Raw genomic sequence first — 15,077 nt, 5'->3', positions numbered from 1 at the left:
TCCGAAATCATGCGTTCGCCCTACCGCACCGCACTGTTCGCCAGCCTGCTCGCGCTGATCTGCGCCGGGGTGCTGTGGGCGGCATATGACTGGTTTCAGGGCCGCTATCTGCGCGCGTTCAGCGAACATACGGCGGTATTTTCCGGTGACCCGCTGCGCCTGCCGGACAACCTCGCCGGGCCGGGCAATATCCGCCTCGTGCACTTTTGGGATCCGGCCTGCCCGTGCAACGTCGGCAATCAACAGCACCTGAGCGAGATGGTCGAACAGTTCGGCGCGCGTGGCGTGGAGTTCTTCGCCGTGCAAAAGCCCGGCAGCCACGGCCAGTTGCCCGCCACCCTCGCCAGCCTGAAAACCATCATCGTCCTGCCCGGCGCCGAACAGATCCCCGCCAGCCCTGCCGTGGCGATCTGGGATCGCAGCGGCAAACTCGCCTACTTCGGCCCGTACAGCGAAGGCTTGACCTGCAACTCCAGCAACAGCTTTATCGAACCGATCCTGCATGCCCTGACGGAAGATCGCCCGGTCAATGCTACCCACACCTTGGCGGTGGGTTGTTATTGCCCATGGCCGGCGGACGCGAAGTAAGGCATTCCGGACTTTTCAAGGACAGCGCTGCAGCGCACAGATGCTCTGTGATAAATGTTTGCAGCCCGATGGGCGGCCCTCCCGCCTGCACAAGGAGTCACCATGAAGCGTGCGTTGATCGTCGTTGCCTTGCTCATCGTTGTCCTGCTCGGCGCCGCCGGCGGGTATATCTACAGCAAGCAGCCGACGCGCCAGGGCCAGGTCGAGCTGCGCAACCTGCAAGGCTCGGTGACCGTGCGCTATGACGAGCGCGGTGTGCCGCATATCCGCGCCGAGAACGAAACCGACCTCTATCGCGCCCTCGGTTATGTGCACGCGCAGGATCGTCTGTTCCAGATGGAAGCCATGCGCCGCCTCGCCCGGGGCGAGCTGGCCGAAGTGCTAGGGCCGAAACTGCTCGACACCGACAAACTGTTTCGCAGCCTGCGCATTCGCGAGCGCGCGGCCAGTTACGTCGCCAGCCTCGACAAGCAGTCGCCGGCATGGAAGGGCCTGCAAGCCTATCTGGATGGCATCAACCAATATCAGGACGCCCACGCCGCGCCGATCGAGTTCGACGTGCTGGGCATCCCCAAGCGGCCGTTCACTGCCGAAGACAGCATCAGCGTCGCCGGCTACATGGCCTACAGCTTTGCTGCTGCGTTTCGCACCGAGCCGCTGCTGACCTACGTGCGCGATCAGCTCGGCGCCGATTACCTCAATGTCTTCGATCTCGACTGGCAGGCCAAAGGCGTTCTGGCCACCGATCACACCCGGCACGCACCGGCCCTCGCCGCCGGCGACTGGCAGGACCTCACCGCCCTCGCCCGCCTCAGCGAACAGGCGCTGCTCGACAACGGCCTGCCGCAGTTCGAGGGCAGCAACGCCTGGGTGATTGCCGGCAGCCGCAGTCAGAGTGGCAAGCCATTGCTGGCCGGCGATCCGCATATCCGTTTCTCGGTGCCGTCGGTATGGTACGAGGCGCAGTTGTCGGCGCCGGGTTTCGAGTTGTACGGCCATCATCAGGCACTGGTGCCGTTCGCGTTTCTGGGACACAACCTCGATTTCGGCTGGAGCCTGACCATGTTCCAGAACGACGATCTCGACCTGATCGCCGAGAAGGTCAACCCGGACAACCCCAATCAAGTCTGGTATCGCGGTCAGTGGACCGAGATGCTCGTCAGCGAACAACAGATCAAGGTAAAGGGTCAGGCGCCGGTGACGCTCACCTTGCGCCACTCCCCGCACGGGCCAATCGTCAACGATGCTCTTGGCAGCGCCGCCGGCAAGACCCCGATCGCGATGTGGTGGGCCTTCCTCGAAACACCTAACCCGATCCTCGACGGCTTCTACCAGCTCAACCGCGCCGACACCTTGGCCAAGGCCCGCGCGGCAGCGGCCAAGGTGCAGGCGCCGGGCCTGAATCTGGTGTACGCCAACGCCAAAGGCGATATCGCCTGGTGGGCCTCGGCCTTGCTGCCCAAACGTCCGGCCGGGGTGCAACCGGGCTTCATCCTCGACGGCAGCACGCCCGAAGCGGACAAGGACGGCTACTACCCGTTCAGCGCCAACCCGCAGGAAGAGAACCCGGCGCGCGGCTATATCGTCTCGGCCAACTTCCAGCCCGTGTCGCCGACCGGCATGGAGATCCCCGGTTACTACAACCTTGCCGATCGTGGTCAGCAGCTTGACCGTCAGCTCAGCGACAACCGGGTGAAGTGGAGCAACGAGGCCAACCAGCAACTGCAGCTGGGCACGACGACCGGTTACGGCCCGCGTCTGTTGGCGCCGCTGTTGCCGGTTTTGCGTGAGGTGGTGAGTGATCCGGCGCAGCTGAAACTGGTCGAGCAATTGGCGCAATGGCCCGGCGACTATCCGCTGAATTCCGTCAGCGCGACGCTGTTCAACCAATTCCTCTACGACCTTGCCGATGCGGCGATGCGCGATGAGTTGGGCAACGACTTCTTCGAAACACTGCTGTCGACGCGGGTGATCGACTCCGCGCTGCCACGCCTGGCGGCCAAGGCGGACTCACCGTGGTGGGACAATCGCAGCACGCCGGCCAGAGAAACCCGCGCCGATGTCGTGCGCACGGCGTGGGCGGCAAGCATGGCGCATCTGAAACTGACCCTCGGCGACAACGTGGCGGGTTGGCAGTGGGGTGCGGCACACACCTTGACTCACGGCCATCCGCTGGGGCAGCAGAAGCCGCTGGATCGCCTGTTCAACGTCGGCCCGTTCGCGGCGCCGGGCAGTCATGAAGTGCCGAACAACCTCTCGGCAAAAATCGGCCCGGCGCCATGGCCGGTGACCTATGGACCGTCGACCCGGCGTCTGGTGGATTTCGCCGATCCGGTGCATGGCCTGACGATCAACCCGGTCGGCCAAAGTGGCGTACCGCTGGACAGTCACTATGACGACCAGGCCGAGGCGTATGTGGAGGGGATTTATGTGCAGGCGCATTTCAGCGAGGAAGAGGTGCTGGCGAATACGCGCAGTACGTTGAAGCTGCTGCCTGCGCGGGCTGCGCGATAGATTGATGCAATCTGCACCGGCCCTTTCGCGAGCAAGCTCGCTCCCACAGGAGATTGCATTCCAAATGTGGGAGCGAGCCTGCTCGCGAAAGCGCTGTGTCAGCCGACATCTGAGTCGACTGACACTCCGTCTTCGCGAGCAGGCTCGCTCCCACATTTACAACCGGGTTGGCCGCAGGGTTGAGGCCAACCCGATATTGCTCAAGCTGATTGCGGCGCTGGCGCGCGGCGTGCGTCCGGTTGTTTCCACGAATCGGCAGCGCTTTCTTCGATGGCTTGCTGGATGGCTTTCTTGCGTGCTTCTTCGGCGCGGCGGCTGAAGAACCAGACGAGGAAGGTCACCAGCGACACCGCCAGCAGAATCAGACTGGCCACGGCGTTGATTTCCGGCTTCACACCCAGGCGCACGGCCGAGAACACTTCCATCGGCAGGGTCGTCGAACCCGGGCCGGACACGAAGCTCGCCAGCACCAGGTCATCCAGCGACAGCGCGAACGACATCATCCCGCCCGCCGCCAGCGACGGCGCGATCATCGGGATGGTGATCAGGAAGAACACCTTCCACGGCCGCGCGCCCAAGTCCATCGCCGCCTCTTCGATCGACAGGTCCAGCTCACGCAAGCGCGCTGACACCACCACCGCCACATACGCGGCGCAGAACGTGGTGTGGGCGATCCAGATGGTGACGATGCCGCGCTCCTGCGGCCAGCCGATCATTTGGGCCATGGCCACGAACAGCAGCAACAGCGACAGACCGGTGATCACTTCCGGCATCACCAACGGCGCAGTCACCAGGCCACCGAACAGCGTGCGGCCCTTGAAGTGAGTGATGCGGGTCAGCACGAACGCTGCCAGGGTACCCAGCGCCACCGCAGCAACCGCGGTGTAGCAGGCGATTTCCAGCGAGCGCAGCACCGAGCCCATCAGTTGCGAGTTGTCGAGCAGGCCGACGTACCACTTGATCGACCAGCCGCCCCATACCGTCACCAGTTTCGAGGCGTTGAACGAGTAGATCACCAGAATCAGCATCGGCAGATAGATGAAGATCAGACCCAGTACCAGCATCAGGCTGGAGAAACGGAAGCGCTTCATTCTTTACCCTCCATTTCCTTGGCCTGACTGCGGTTGAACAGAATGATCGGCACAATCAGGATCGCCAGCATCACCACCGCCAGGGCGGACGCCACCGGCCAGTCGCGGTTGTTGAAGAATTCTTGCCACAGCACCTTACCGATCATCAGGGTTTCCGGGCCGCCGAGCAGTTCCGGGATCACGAACTCGCCGACCACGGGAATGAACACCAGCATGCAGCCGGCAATGATGCCGTTCTTGGACAGCGGAATGGTGATTTTCCAGAAGCTGTTGAAGGTGCTCGAACCCAGATCCGACGCGGCTTCCAGCAGACTCTGATCGTGCTTCACCAGGTTGGCGTACAGCGGCAGGATCATGAACGGCAGGTACGAATAGACAATCCCGATGTACACCGCCAGGTTGGTGTTGAGGATCTGCAGCGGCTCGTCGATCAGGCCCATGCTCATCAGGAAGCCGTTGAGCAGGCCGTTGTTGCTGAGGATGCCCATCCACGCGTACACGCGGATCAGGATCGCCGTCCAGGTCGGCATCATGATCAGCAGCACCAGTACCGTTTGCAGCTCCTTGCGCGCGCTGGCGATGGCGTAGGCCATCGGGTAACCGATCAGCAAGCAGAGCACGGTGCTGATAAAGGCCATTTTCAGCGAGCCGAGATAGGCGGCGATGTACAGTTCGTCGTCGCCAAGCAACGCGTAGTTGCCCAGGTTCAGCAGCAGTTGCAGCTTCTGCTCGGCGTAGGTGTAGATCTCGGTGTACGGCGGGATCGCCACGTCGGCTTCGGCGAAGCTGATCTTCAGAACGATGAAGAACGGCAGCATGAAGAACAGGAACAGCCAGATGAACGGCACCCCGATGACCAGCTGCCGGCCATTGGGGATGATTCGGTTTATACGGCGTTTGAATTTGCGCATGTTCATGAGCGAAGTACCACGCCGCTATCGTCTTCCCACCACACGTAGACCTGATCGCCCCAGGTCGGACGCGCGCCGCGACGTTCGGCGTTGGCGACGAACGACTGCACCAGTTTGCCGCTCGGCAATTGGACGTAGAACACCGAGTGCCCGCCCAGATAAGCGATGTCGTGGACCTTGCCGCTCGACCAGTTGTACTCGCAGGTCGGCATGTCGGCGGTGACCAGCAGTTTTTCCGGGCGAATCGCGTAGGTGACCGACTTGTCCTGCACCGAGGTACTGATGCCGTGGCCGACGTAGATCTGCCGGTCGAGGTCCTTGCAGGTGATGGTCGCGTGGCCTTCGGCGTCGTCGATCACTTCGCCTTCGAAGATGTTGACGTTGCCGATGAATTCGCAGACCAGACGGCTGGTCGGGGTTTCGTAGATGTCAATCGGGCTACCAATCTGCGCAATCCAGCCCAGGTGCATGATCGCGATGCGCTCGGCCATGGTCATGGCCTCTTCCTGGTCGTGGGTCACCATCACGCAGGTCACGCCGACGCGCTCGATGATTTCCACCAGTTCCAGCTGCATCTGCGAACGCAGCTTTTTGTCCAGTGCGCCCATCGGTTCGTCGAGCAGCAACAGCTTCGGCCGCTTGGCCAGCGAACGGGCCAGGGCCACGCGTTGACGCTGGCCGCCGGACAGTTGATGCGGCTTGCGCTTGGCGTACTGGCTCATCTGCACCAGCTTGAGCATCTCGGCCACGCGGGCGTCGATCTCGGCTTTCGGGATCTTGTCCTGCTGCAGGCCGAAGGCGATGTTCTGCGCCACGGTCATGTGCGGGAACAAAGCGTAGGACTGGAACATCATGTTGATCGGACGGTCGTACGGCGGCATGTCGGTGATGTCGACGCCGTCGAGGAAAATCCGCCCTTCCGTGGGCCGTTCGAAGCCTGCAAGCATCCGTAGCAAGGTGGATTTGCCCGATCCCGAACCGCCGAGCAGAGCAAAAATTTCGCCCTTCTTGATTTCCAGGGACACGTCGTCCACGGCAATCGTCTCGTCGAACTTCTTCGTGACCCGGTCGATTTTGACCAGCACCTGTTTTGGTGTCTGGTCGCCCTCGAGGGCTTTCTTGTAGGCGCCGGAGGCAACTGCCATTTACGAAACTCCCAACAGAAGCAGCAGTTCGCCCCGCAAGACGAACCCTGGATAGTTTGTGCGTTATTTGCCCGACTTGACCTTGGTCCAGCTACGGGTCATCAAACGCTGAATATTGGCTGGCAACTCGGTCGACACGTAGGTCTTGTCGAGGACTGCTTGCGGTGGGTAAACCGCTTCATCGGTGCGAATGGATTGTTCCATCAGCTTGTCCGAACCCGGGTTGGGGTTGGCGTAACCGACGTAATCACTGACCTGGGCGATCACCTCAGGTTTCAGCAAATAATTGATGAAGGCGTGGGCCTCTTTGACGTTGGACGAATCCTTGGGGATCGCCAGCATGTCGAACCACAGCGCGCCGCCCTCTTTCGGAATCGAATAGGCGATGTTGACGCCCTTCTTGGCTTCCTCGGCACGGTTCTTCGCCTGGAAGATATCGCCGGAGAAACCGATGGCCACGCAGATGTCGCCGTTGGCCAGATCGCCGATGTACTTCGACGAATGGAAATAGGTCACGTAGGGACGCACCGCGAGCAGCTTGGCGGTGGCCTTTTCGTAGTCCTTGGTGTTGGTGCTGTTGGCGTTCAGGCCCAGGTAATTGAGCATGGTCGGCATCATTTCGTCAGCCGAATCGAGGAACGCGACACCGCAGCTGTGCAGCTTCTTGATGTTTTCCGGCTCGAACAGCACGGCCCAGGAATCGATCTTGTCGACGCCCAGCACAGCTTTGACCTTGTCGACGTTGTAGCCGATGCCGTTGGTGCCCCACAGATACGGTACGGCGTAGAGGTTGCCGGGATCGTTCTGCTCCAGGCGCTTGAGCAGCACCGGGTCGAGGTTGGAATAATTCGGCAACTGCGCCTTGTCGAGCTTCTGGAACGCGCCCGCCTTGATCTGCTTGCCAAGGAAGTGGTTCGACGGCACGACCACGTCGTAACCGGTGCGCCCGGCGAGCAGCTTGCCTTCCAGGGTTTCGTTGGAGTCGAAAACGTCGTAGACCGGTTTGATCCCGGTCTCTTTCTCGAAGTCGGCCAGGGTCGATTCGCCGATGTAATCGGACCAGTTATAAATATGCACCGTTCCGGCGGCCTGGGCTCCGACAGCGATTGTCAGGCCGGCAGCGGCCAGCAGGGCTTTGCGCAAAGAAGAAAATACAGGCAAGTGGAGGTCCTCTAAATTGATTGGGCCCAAGTTGCCCCGCGCTGCATGACAGCCATGGCTGCCCGACAACAAAACCGGCGCGCAACTTACCCTCGAAAAACCGATCCAGCAAAACTTTCTGTCATTTAATTATCCGCTGGCCGCCGTCGCGACGACGACGGCCAGCGGTTGTGGCGACAAACCGGCTTATTTGCCCGATTTGATCTTGGTCCAGCTGCGGGTGATCAGACGCAGTGTGGCGGCGTCCAGATCGCTGATCGCATAGAGCTGCTTCTTCACTTCAGCCGAAGGATAGATGCTCGGGTCGCTGGTGATGTCCTTGTCCACCAGGGGCGTTGCCGCCTTGTTGCCGTTCGGGAAACGCACGGCGTTGGTGATGCCGGCCATCACTTGCGGCTCCAGCAGGTAGTTCATGAACTTGTAGGCGGCTTCGACGTTTTCGGCATCCTTGGGAATGGCGACCATGTCGTAGAAAGTACCGGCGCCTTCTTTCGGAATGGTGTAGGCCAGCTTGACCTTGTCACCGGCTTCCTGAGCGCGGGTCTTGGATTGCTCGAGGTCACCCGAGTAACCGACGGCGACGCAGATGTTGCCGTTGGCCAGGTCGGAGATGTACTTGGAAGAGTGGAAGTAGGCGACCGAAGGACGGATCTTCAGGAACAGGTCTTCGGCGGCCTTCAGATCAGCCTTGTCCTTGCTGTTGGTCGGCTTGCCCAGATAGTGCAATGCCGCCGGAATCATTTCGGTCGGGGCATCGAGGAAGCTCACGCCGCAGCTTTTGAGTTTCTCGATGTTTTCCGGCTTGAACACCACGTCCCACGAATCGATCTTGTCGATACCCAGCGCAGCCTTGACCTTGGCCGGGTTGTAGCCGATGCCGATCGAGCCCCACATGTACGGGAAGGCGTGTTTGTTGCCCTGGTCGCTGGCGTCGCCAACGGCCTTGAGCAGGTCTTCGTCGAGGTTTTTCCAGTTCGGCAGCTTGGACTTGTCCAGCTCTTGGTAAACCCCGGCCTTGATCTGCTTGGCGAGGAAGTTGTTGGAAGGCACCACGATGTCGTAACCGGACTTGCCGGCGAGCAGCTTGGCTTCCAGGGTTTCGTTACTGTCGAAGACGTCGTAGACGACTTTGATCCCGGTGGCTTTTTCGAAGTTGGCCACGGTGTCCGGCGCGATGTAGTCGGACCAGTTGTAGACGTGCAGCACCTTGTCGTCCGCGTGCACCGCACCCGCCATCATGCCCGCCATGGACAGCGCGAGTAGAGTCTTGCCAGCTAGCTTTTTACCTAATGCCTTCATGCGTCATGCTCCAAATTTTTCTTTTTTGAACCACTTTGTTCAGCGGCCGAACCCGGACAACTGGAACCGCGGCTAGTCTGGCAAGATCCGAGGCGGTCTTTCAACAAAAGACCAGCCTTTCTGACAGCTTTGAGCGAGTGCGCCGCAGCTCCCCCGCCCAAAGCCTAGCACCTAGGCCTGCAGCGCATTGAGGGTCAGGTCCAGACACTTGCGTGCTTTTGTAACCAGCTCATCGATTTCGGCTTTGCTGATCACCAGCGGCGGCGCGATGATCATGGTGTCGCCCACCGCGCGCATGATCAGGCCATTGTCGAAGCAGAACTGCCGGCAGATCATGCCCACGCCCTTGCCTTCGTAACGCTTGCGCGTGGCCTTGTCCTGCACCAGCTCGATCGCCCCCAGCAGACCGACGCCGCGAACTTCACCCACCAACGGGTGATCGTTCAGCTCGCGCAGACGTTTCTGCAAATACGGTGCCGTTTCGTTGTGGGCGTTCTCGATAATTTTTTCGTCGCGCAGGATGCGGATGTTTTCCAGGCCCACCGCGGCTGCCACCGGGTGCCCGGAGTAAGTGAAGCCGTGGTTGAAATCGCCGCCTTCGTTGAGCACGGCCACCACCGAGTCACGCACGATCAACCCGCCCATCGGGATGTAGCCGGAGGTCAGGCCCTTGGCGATGGTCATCATGTCGGGTTTGAGGTCGTAGAAATCGCTACCGAACCACTCACCGGTACGGCCGAAACCGCAGATCACTTCATCGGCGACGAAGAGGATGTCGTACTTGGCGAGGATTTCCTTGATGCGCGGCCAGTAGGTGTCGGGCGGAATGATCACGCCACCGGCACCCTGAATAGGCTCGGCAATAAAGGCACCCACGTTGTCGACGCCGACTTCGAGAATCTTTTCTTCGAGCTGATTGGCCGCCCAGATGCCGAACTCTTCCGGCGACATGTCACCGCCTTCGGCAAACCAGTACGGCTGGGCGATGTGGACGATGCCCGGAATCGGCAGGTCGCCCTGCTCGTGCATATAAGTCATGCCGCCGAGGCTCGCGCCGGCCACGGTCGAACCGTGATAACCGTTCTTGCGGCTGATGATGACTTTCTTGTTCGGCTGGCCTTTGATCGCCCAGTAGTGACGGACCATGCGCAGCATGGTGTCGTTGCCTTCGGAGCCGGAGCCGGTGAAGAACACGTGGTTCATGCCTTCTGGCGCCACTTCGGCAATCGCCTTGGCCAGTTCCAGTGCCGGCGGGTGGGCAGTCTGGAAGAACAGGTTGTAGTACGGCAGCTCGCGCATCTGCCTGGCGGCGGCATCGGCCAGTTCATCGCGACCGTAACCGATCGCCACGCACCAGAGGCCAGCCATGCCGTCGAGGATCTTGTTGCCTTCGCTGTCCCACAGATAAACGCCCTTGGCGTTGGTGATGATCCGCGGGCCCTTCTCTTTCAGTTGCTTGAAATCGCTGAACGGGGCCAGGTGGTGATCGCTGCTCAGCGCTTGCCACTCACGGGTTTGCGGGTTGTTGCTGGTCATGCCAATTCTCCTTGTTATCGGTGAAGGCGCGACGGCTGGCCGCCGCGCCCGGCGTATCAGACGGCGAAGAGCAGGTACTCACGCTCCCAGGAACTGATCACGCGCTTGAAGTTTTCATGCTCGGCGCGCTTGACCGCGACGTAGCCGGTGATGAAGGTCTTGCCGAGATACTTCTCGATGGTCGCGCTGTTTTCCATACGCTCCAGCGCGTCTTCGATGGTCAGCGGCAGGCGCAGGTTGCGGCGCTCGTAACCACGGCCAACCACTGGTGCGCTCGGGTTCAGGCCCTCGACCATGCCGATGTAACCGCAGAGCAGGCTCGCGGCGATCGCCAGGTACGGGTTGGCGTCTGCGCCCGGCAGACGGTTTTCCACGCGGCGGTTCTGCGGGCCGGCATCCGGTACGCGCAGGCCGACGGTACGGTTCTCTTCGCCCCACTCGACGTTTACCGGTGCCGAAGTGTCCGGGAGGAAGCGGCGGAACGAGTTGACGTTCGGCGCGAACAGCGGCAACAGCTCGGGAATCAGTTTCTGCAAGCCACCGATGTGGTGCAGGAACAACTGGCTCATGGTCCCGTCTTCGTTGGAGAAGACGTTCTTGCCGGTCTGAATGTCGATGATGCTCTGGTGCAGGTGCATGGCGCTGCCCGGCTCGCCGGTCATCGGCTTGGCCATGAATGTCGCAGCGACATCGTGCTTGAGCGCGGCTTCGCGCATGGTGCGCTTGAACACCAGAATCTGATCCGCCAGCGACAGGGCGTCACCGTGACGGAAGTTGATTTCCATCTGCGCGGTGCCGTCTTCGTGAATCAGCGTATCGAGGTCCAGCTCCTGCAATTCGCACCAGTCGTAGACGTCTTCGAACAGCGGGTCGAATTCGTTGGCCGCTTCAATGGAGAACGACTGCCGGCCGATTTCCGGACGGCCCGAGCGGCCGATCGGCGGCTGCAACGGATAGTCGGGGTCGTCGCTGCGCTTGGTCAGGTAGAACTCCATTTCCGGCGCCACGATCGGCTGCCAGCCCTTGTCGGCATACAGCTTCAAGACTTTCTTGAGGACGTTGCGCGGCGACAGCTCGATCGGGTTGCCTTGCTTGTCGTAGGTGTCGTGGATCACCTGCGCGGTCGGTTCGATGGCCCACGGCACCAGGTACACGGCGTTCTGGTCGGGACGGCAGATCATGTCGATGTCGGCCGGGTCGAGCAGTTCGTAATAGATGTCGTCTTCGACGTAGTCGCCGGTCACGGTCTGCAGCAGCACGCTCTCCGGCAGGCGCATGCCTTTCTCGGCGATGAACTTGTTGGTCGGCGAAATCTTGCCCCGGGTAATACCGGTCAAGTCGCCGATCATGCATTCGACTTCTGTGATCTTGCGGTCTTTCAACCAATCGGTGAGCTGGTCGAGGTTGTTACTCATAAATGCCTCTGGGCTGAGTCTGCTGACGCGATGTCAGGCAATTTTGACGCTTGCGGCGTCGCGTTAAAGGGGGCTTGCTCGCGCAGTGCCGGCTTACGCCTGGCACCGCGCATAGACAATGAAAGAGGAGCTTACCTGCCCTTGACGCTGGCGTTGCATTTCCCGTGCACTTTGCAAACGTGCAGAATCAAAAGCACGGCGCCAAGTGCGGCACGGGCTTTGAGCGGGAAAGAGTTCTATAGTGGAAGGAGACGCCATAAAGCGGATGCTGTGCCCGACGTCCAGAATATCGGACGCTGCCGTTTTGCCGGATGTGGACGAGAGTCTCGTCAACAGGCTGCGCGCCTTGCTGGCTGCGCTACGGACGGATTGATCGCCACTGATGTGATGAGCATGCAGACCGGACTGTTGCGAGCAGTCGGTGATGCCGATTAACGGCAGGCGAGACATGAAGCACCCCGGTATTATTGCTGTTATGGGTTTGACCGGAGCTTAGCCTTGTTCATTTTTTTACACAACACCCCCGTAAAAAATACAACACGGCCTGCTCAAGCCCGCAGTTGAGCAACGTTCAAGGTTTGAAAAAACGCCCCAAAGTGCCCCATAAATGCCCTTCAGGCGCTTTTTCGGGGCAAAAAAGGCCTCGCTTGACTTCGGCAGGCCGTTCGGGTTGACTGAAACCAGAAAAGATCAATGATTGATATTTTTAACAACAAAGGTGTTGCATCATGTCGGTACCCCCGCGTGCCGTTCAGCTTAACGAAGCGAACGCGTTCCTTAAGGAACATCCTGAGGTTCTGTACGTTGACCTTCTGATTGCGGATATGAATGGTGTGGTGCGCGGCAAGCGCATCGAACGCACCAGCCTCCACAAGGTTTACGAGAAAGGCATCAACCTGCCGGCCTCTCTATTTGCTCTGGATATCAACGGCTCCACGGTGGAAAGCACCGGGCTGGGCCTGGACATCGGCGACGCCGATCGTATCTGCTATCCGATCCCCGATACCCTGTGCAACGAGCCATGGCAGAAGCGCCCGACCGCGCAGCTGTTGATGACCATGCACGAACTCGAAGGCGATCCGTTCTTCGCCGATCCCCGTGAGGTGCTGCGCCAGGTGGTGACCAAGTTCGACGAGCTCGGCCTGACCATCTGCGCCGCCTTCGAACTCGAGTTCTACCTGATCGACCAGGAAAACGTGAACGGCCGTCCACAGCCGCCACGCTCGCCGATCTCCGGCAAACGCCCGCACTCGACTCAGGTCTACCTGATCGACGACCTCGACGAATACGTCGACTGCCTCCAGGACATTCTGGAAGGTGCCAAAGAGCAAGGCATCCCGGCCGACGCGATCGTCAAGGAAAGTGCCCCGGCGCAGTTCGAAGTGAACCTGCACCATGTCGCCGACCCGATCAAGGCCTGCGACTACGCGGTCCTGCTCAAGCGTCTGATCAAGAACATCGCCTACGACCATGAAATGGACACCACCTTCATGGCCAAGCCGTATCCGGGCCAGGCGGGCAATGGTCTGCACGTACACATTTCGATTCTGGACAAAGCCGGCAAAAACATTTTTGCCAGCGAGGATCCCGAGCAGAACGCCGCGCTGCGTCACGCGATCGGCGGTGTGCTCGAGACCCTGCCGGCGCAGATGGCTTTCCTCTGCCCGAACGTCAACTCCTACCGTCGCTTCGGCGCGCAGTTCTACGTACCGAACTCGCCGTGCTGGGGCCTGGACAACCGCACCGTGGCGATTCGCGTACCAACCGGTTCTGCCGATGCCGTACGTATCGAGCACCGCGTGGCCGGCGCCGACGCCAACCCGTACCTGCTGATGGCTTCGGTACTGGCCGGCGTGCACCACGGCCTGGTCAACAAGATCGAACCGGGCGCGCCTGTCGAAGGCAACAGCTACGAACAAAACGAGCAGAGCCTGCCGAACAACTTGCGCGATGCCCTGCGCGAGCTGGACGACAGCGAGGTGATGGCCAAGTACATCGATCCGAAGTACATCGATATCTTCGTTGCCTGCAAGGAAAGCGAGCTGGAGGAGTTCGAACACTCCATCTCCGACCTTGAGTACAACTGGTATCTGCATACCGTTTAAGCGTTGTAACGTCCAAAGAAACGCCGTTGGCTTCGCGCCCACGGCGTTTTTTTATGGCCGAACACAAAACCTGTGGCGAGGGGATTTATCCCCGTTGGGTTGCGAAGCAGCCCCAAATCCATCCCACTCGGTGTGTCAGGAATACCCGGCTCTCAGGGTTTACGACTGCTGCGCAGCCGAACGGGGCGGTGCGACGTTTCGCTAAATCCCCTCGCCACAGGGTACTGGCAGACAACACCTGAACCGCCTCGTACAATGCCCGCTGCCCCGCAGGAGACTTCCATGACGCGTCCCGCCACCGTCCGCAAACCCCGTGCCCGCAGTCAGGCGCGGATCGATTCGATCCTCGATGCCGCGCGCACGTTGCTGGCGGCCGAGGGCGTGGCCAGTCTGTCGATCTACAGCGTCGCCGAACGCGCGCAGATTCCGCCCTCCTCCGTGTATCACTTTTTCGCCAGCGTCCCGGCGCTGCTCGAAGCACTGACCGCCGATGTCCACGCGGCCTTCCGCGCCTGCCTGCAAGCGCCGATCGATCATGATGCTTTGCGCGACTGGCGAGATCTGTCGCGACTGGTCGAACAGCGCATGCTGGAGATCTACGATCAGGATGCCGCCGCACGGCAATTGATTCTGGCGCAACATGGCCTGACCGAAGTCACCCAGGCCGACCGCCAGCACGACCTCGAACTGGGCGACCTGATGCACAAGCTGTTCGACCAGCATTTCGAGTTGCCGAGGCTGCCGGACGATGTCGATGTGTTTGCCCTGGCGATGGAACTGGGCGACCGGGTCTATGCACGTTCGGTGCAGCAGCACGGGCAGATCACCCCGCGCATGGCCGAGGAAGGGATGCGCGTGTTTGATGCCTATATCGGGTTGTACCTTCCGCCGTATCTACCCAAAAGAAATCTCTAGCGCATGCACCGGCCCTTTCGCGAGCAGGCTCGCTCCCACATTTGAAATGCGTTCCCCTGTGGGAGCGAGCCTGCTCGCGAAAGCCGCGCCGCCGAATCCGCGACAGGCACAAAAAACCCCGAAGGGCTCACACCCTCCGGGGTTGTTTTTTGCTCACCGGCTCACAACTTGGCGATGGACACCTCGGTGGACTTCACAAAGGCGATCACCTCACTGCCGACCACCAGCTCCAGCTCTTTCACAGAGCGGGTAGTGATCACCGAAGTGACGATGCCCGAAGCGGTCTGCACGTCGATTTCCGACAGCACGTCGCCGAGGACGATTTCCTTGATCGAGCCTTTGAACTGGTTGCGCACGTTGATGGCTTTGATAGTCATGGCATTGATTCCTGTCGTTG

General features: G+C 60.5%; 13 protein-coding genes. 4 read left to right on the top strand and 9 right to left on the bottom strand.

Going from position 1 to position 15,077, the window contains the following annotated elements; genetic code table 11:
• Positions 1-9 precede the first annotated feature (9 nt).
• Positions 10-588, top strand: a complete 579-nt coding sequence (locus tag AB4N48_RS25900; protein ID WP_056786241.1) for a DUF6436 domain-containing protein — start codon at positions 10-12, stop codon at positions 586-588.
• Positions 589-690: 102 nt separating this feature from the next.
• Positions 691-3,102 carry a penicillin acylase family protein gene (locus AB4N48_RS25895; RefSeq protein WP_460094516.1) on the top strand — a complete coding sequence of 804 codons (2,412 nt, stop codon included), beginning with the start codon at positions 691-693 and terminating at the stop codon, positions 3,100-3,102.
• 200 nt (positions 3,103-3,302) lie between these two features.
• Here the strand turns inward: AB4N48_RS25895 and AB4N48_RS25890 are convergent, their stop codons facing one another.
• From AB4N48_RS25890 to AB4N48_RS25855, 8 genes are all read right to left on the bottom strand, one after another.
• Complete coding sequence (locus AB4N48_RS25890) at positions 3,303-4,193, bottom strand: ABC transporter permease subunit (protein ID WP_150637049.1); 891 nt, start codon at positions 4,191-4,193, stop codon at positions 3,303-3,305.
• Complete coding sequence (locus AB4N48_RS25885) at positions 4,190-5,071, bottom strand: ABC transporter permease subunit (RefSeq protein ID WP_177327003.1); 882 nt, start codon at positions 5,069-5,071, stop codon at positions 4,190-4,192. Before AB4N48_RS25885 ends, AB4N48_RS25890 begins: the two co-directional genes overlap by 4 nt.
• Positions 5,072-5,106: 35 nt before the next feature.
• Positions 5,107-6,249 (bottom strand): ABC transporter ATP-binding protein, encoded by a 1,143-nt coding sequence (locus AB4N48_RS25880; protein ID WP_252884988.1) that lies wholly within the window; start codon positions 6,247-6,249, stop codon positions 5,107-5,109.
• A 63-nt stretch (positions 6,250-6,312) separates the two neighbouring features.
• Positions 6,313-7,410: a polyamine ABC transporter substrate-binding protein gene (locus AB4N48_RS25875; RefSeq protein WP_150637051.1), complete on the bottom strand. Its 1,098-nt coding sequence runs from the start codon at positions 7,408-7,410 to the stop codon at positions 6,313-6,315.
• A gap of 186 nt (positions 7,411-7,596) precedes the next feature.
• Positions 7,597-8,709 carry a polyamine ABC transporter substrate-binding protein gene (locus AB4N48_RS25870; protein ID WP_039757472.1) on the bottom strand — a complete coding sequence of 371 codons (1,113 nt, stop codon included), beginning with the start codon at positions 8,707-8,709 and terminating at the stop codon, positions 7,597-7,599.
• 171 nt (positions 8,710-8,880) lie between these two features.
• Positions 8,881-10,245: an aspartate aminotransferase family protein gene (locus tag AB4N48_RS25865; RefSeq protein ID WP_460094515.1), complete on the bottom strand. Its 1,365-nt coding sequence runs from the start codon at positions 10,243-10,245 to the stop codon at positions 8,881-8,883.
• Positions 10,246-10,301: 56 nt separating this feature from the next.
• Positions 10,302-11,660 carry a glutamine synthetase family protein gene (locus tag AB4N48_RS25860; protein ID WP_016772658.1) on the bottom strand — a complete coding sequence of 453 codons (1,359 nt, stop codon included), beginning with the start codon at positions 11,658-11,660 and terminating at the stop codon, positions 10,302-10,304.
• A gap of 93 nt (positions 11,661-11,753) precedes the next feature.
• Positions 11,754-12,110, bottom strand: coding sequence for a glutamine amidotransferase (locus tag AB4N48_RS25855; protein ID WP_150742952.1), 357 nt, complete (start codon positions 12,108-12,110; stop codon positions 11,754-11,756).
• A gap of 278 nt (positions 12,111-12,388) precedes the next feature.
• Between AB4N48_RS25855 and AB4N48_RS25850 the strand changes: the two genes are divergently transcribed.
• Together AB4N48_RS25850 and AB4N48_RS25845 are read left to right on the top strand one after the other, a co-directional pair.
• Positions 12,389-13,765, top strand: a complete 1,377-nt coding sequence (locus AB4N48_RS25850) for a glutamine synthetase family protein (RefSeq protein ID WP_016772657.1) — start codon at positions 12,389-12,391, stop codon at positions 13,763-13,765.
• 282 nt (positions 13,766-14,047) lie between these two features.
• Entirely contained in the window at positions 14,048-14,680 is a 633-nt protein-coding gene (locus AB4N48_RS25845) for a TetR/AcrR family transcriptional regulator (RefSeq protein WP_095181294.1), read from the top strand.
• A 161-nt stretch (positions 14,681-14,841) separates the two neighbouring features.
• On the opposite strand, the gene AB4N48_RS25840 is transcribed toward AB4N48_RS25845, so the two are convergent.
• Positions 14,842-15,057 carry a TOBE domain-containing protein gene (locus AB4N48_RS25840; protein WP_003229256.1) on the bottom strand — a complete coding sequence of 72 codons (216 nt, stop codon included), beginning with the start codon at positions 15,055-15,057 and terminating at the stop codon, positions 14,842-14,844.
• Positions 15,058-15,077 lie beyond the last annotated feature (20 nt).

This window comes from Pseudomonas sp. S2_C11, from assembly GCF_054668395.1.
This window is presented reverse-complemented; position numbering and strand designations above follow the sequence as displayed.

Bases quoted from the DNA above. Each gene is read 5' to 3' on its own strand.
- AB4N48_RS25890 (WP_150637049.1), bottom strand. From the start codon at position 4,193: ATGAAGCGCTTCCGTTTCTCCAGCCTGATGCTGGTACTGGGTCTGATC.
- AB4N48_RS25900 (WP_056786241.1), top strand. From the start codon at position 10: ATGCGTTCGCCCTACCGCACCGCACTGTTCGCCAGCCTGCTCGCGCTG.
- AB4N48_RS25840 (WP_003229256.1), bottom strand. From the start codon at position 15,057: ATGACTATCAAAGCCATCAACGTGCGCAACCAGTTCAAAGGCTCGATC.
- AB4N48_RS25845 (WP_095181294.1), top strand. From the start codon at position 14,048: ATGACGCGTCCCGCCACCGTCCGCAAACCCCGTGCCCGCAGTCAGGCG.
- AB4N48_RS25855 (WP_150742952.1), bottom strand. From the start codon at position 12,110: ATGTCTCGCCTGCCGTTAATCGGCATCACCGACTGCTCGCAACAGTCC.
- AB4N48_RS25870 (WP_039757472.1), bottom strand. From the start codon at position 8,709: ATGAAGGCATTAGGTAAAAAGCTAGCTGGCAAGACTCTACTCGCGCTG.
- AB4N48_RS25865 (WP_460094515.1), bottom strand. From the start codon at position 10,245: ATGACCAGCAACAACCCGCAAACCCGTGAGTGGCAAGCGCTGAGCAGC.
- AB4N48_RS25880 (WP_252884988.1), bottom strand. From the start codon at position 6,249: ATGGCAGTTGCCTCCGGCGCCTACAAGAAAGCCCTCGAGGGCGACCAG.
- AB4N48_RS25895 (WP_460094516.1), top strand. From the start codon at position 691: ATGAAGCGTGCGTTGATCGTCGTTGCCTTGCTCATCGTTGTCCTGCTC.
- AB4N48_RS25850 (WP_016772657.1), top strand. From the start codon at position 12,389: ATGTCGGTACCCCCGCGTGCCGTTCAGCTTAACGAAGCGAACGCGTTC.
- AB4N48_RS25860 (WP_016772658.1), bottom strand. From the start codon at position 11,660: ATGAGTAACAACCTCGACCAGCTCACCGATTGGTTGAAAGACCGCAAG.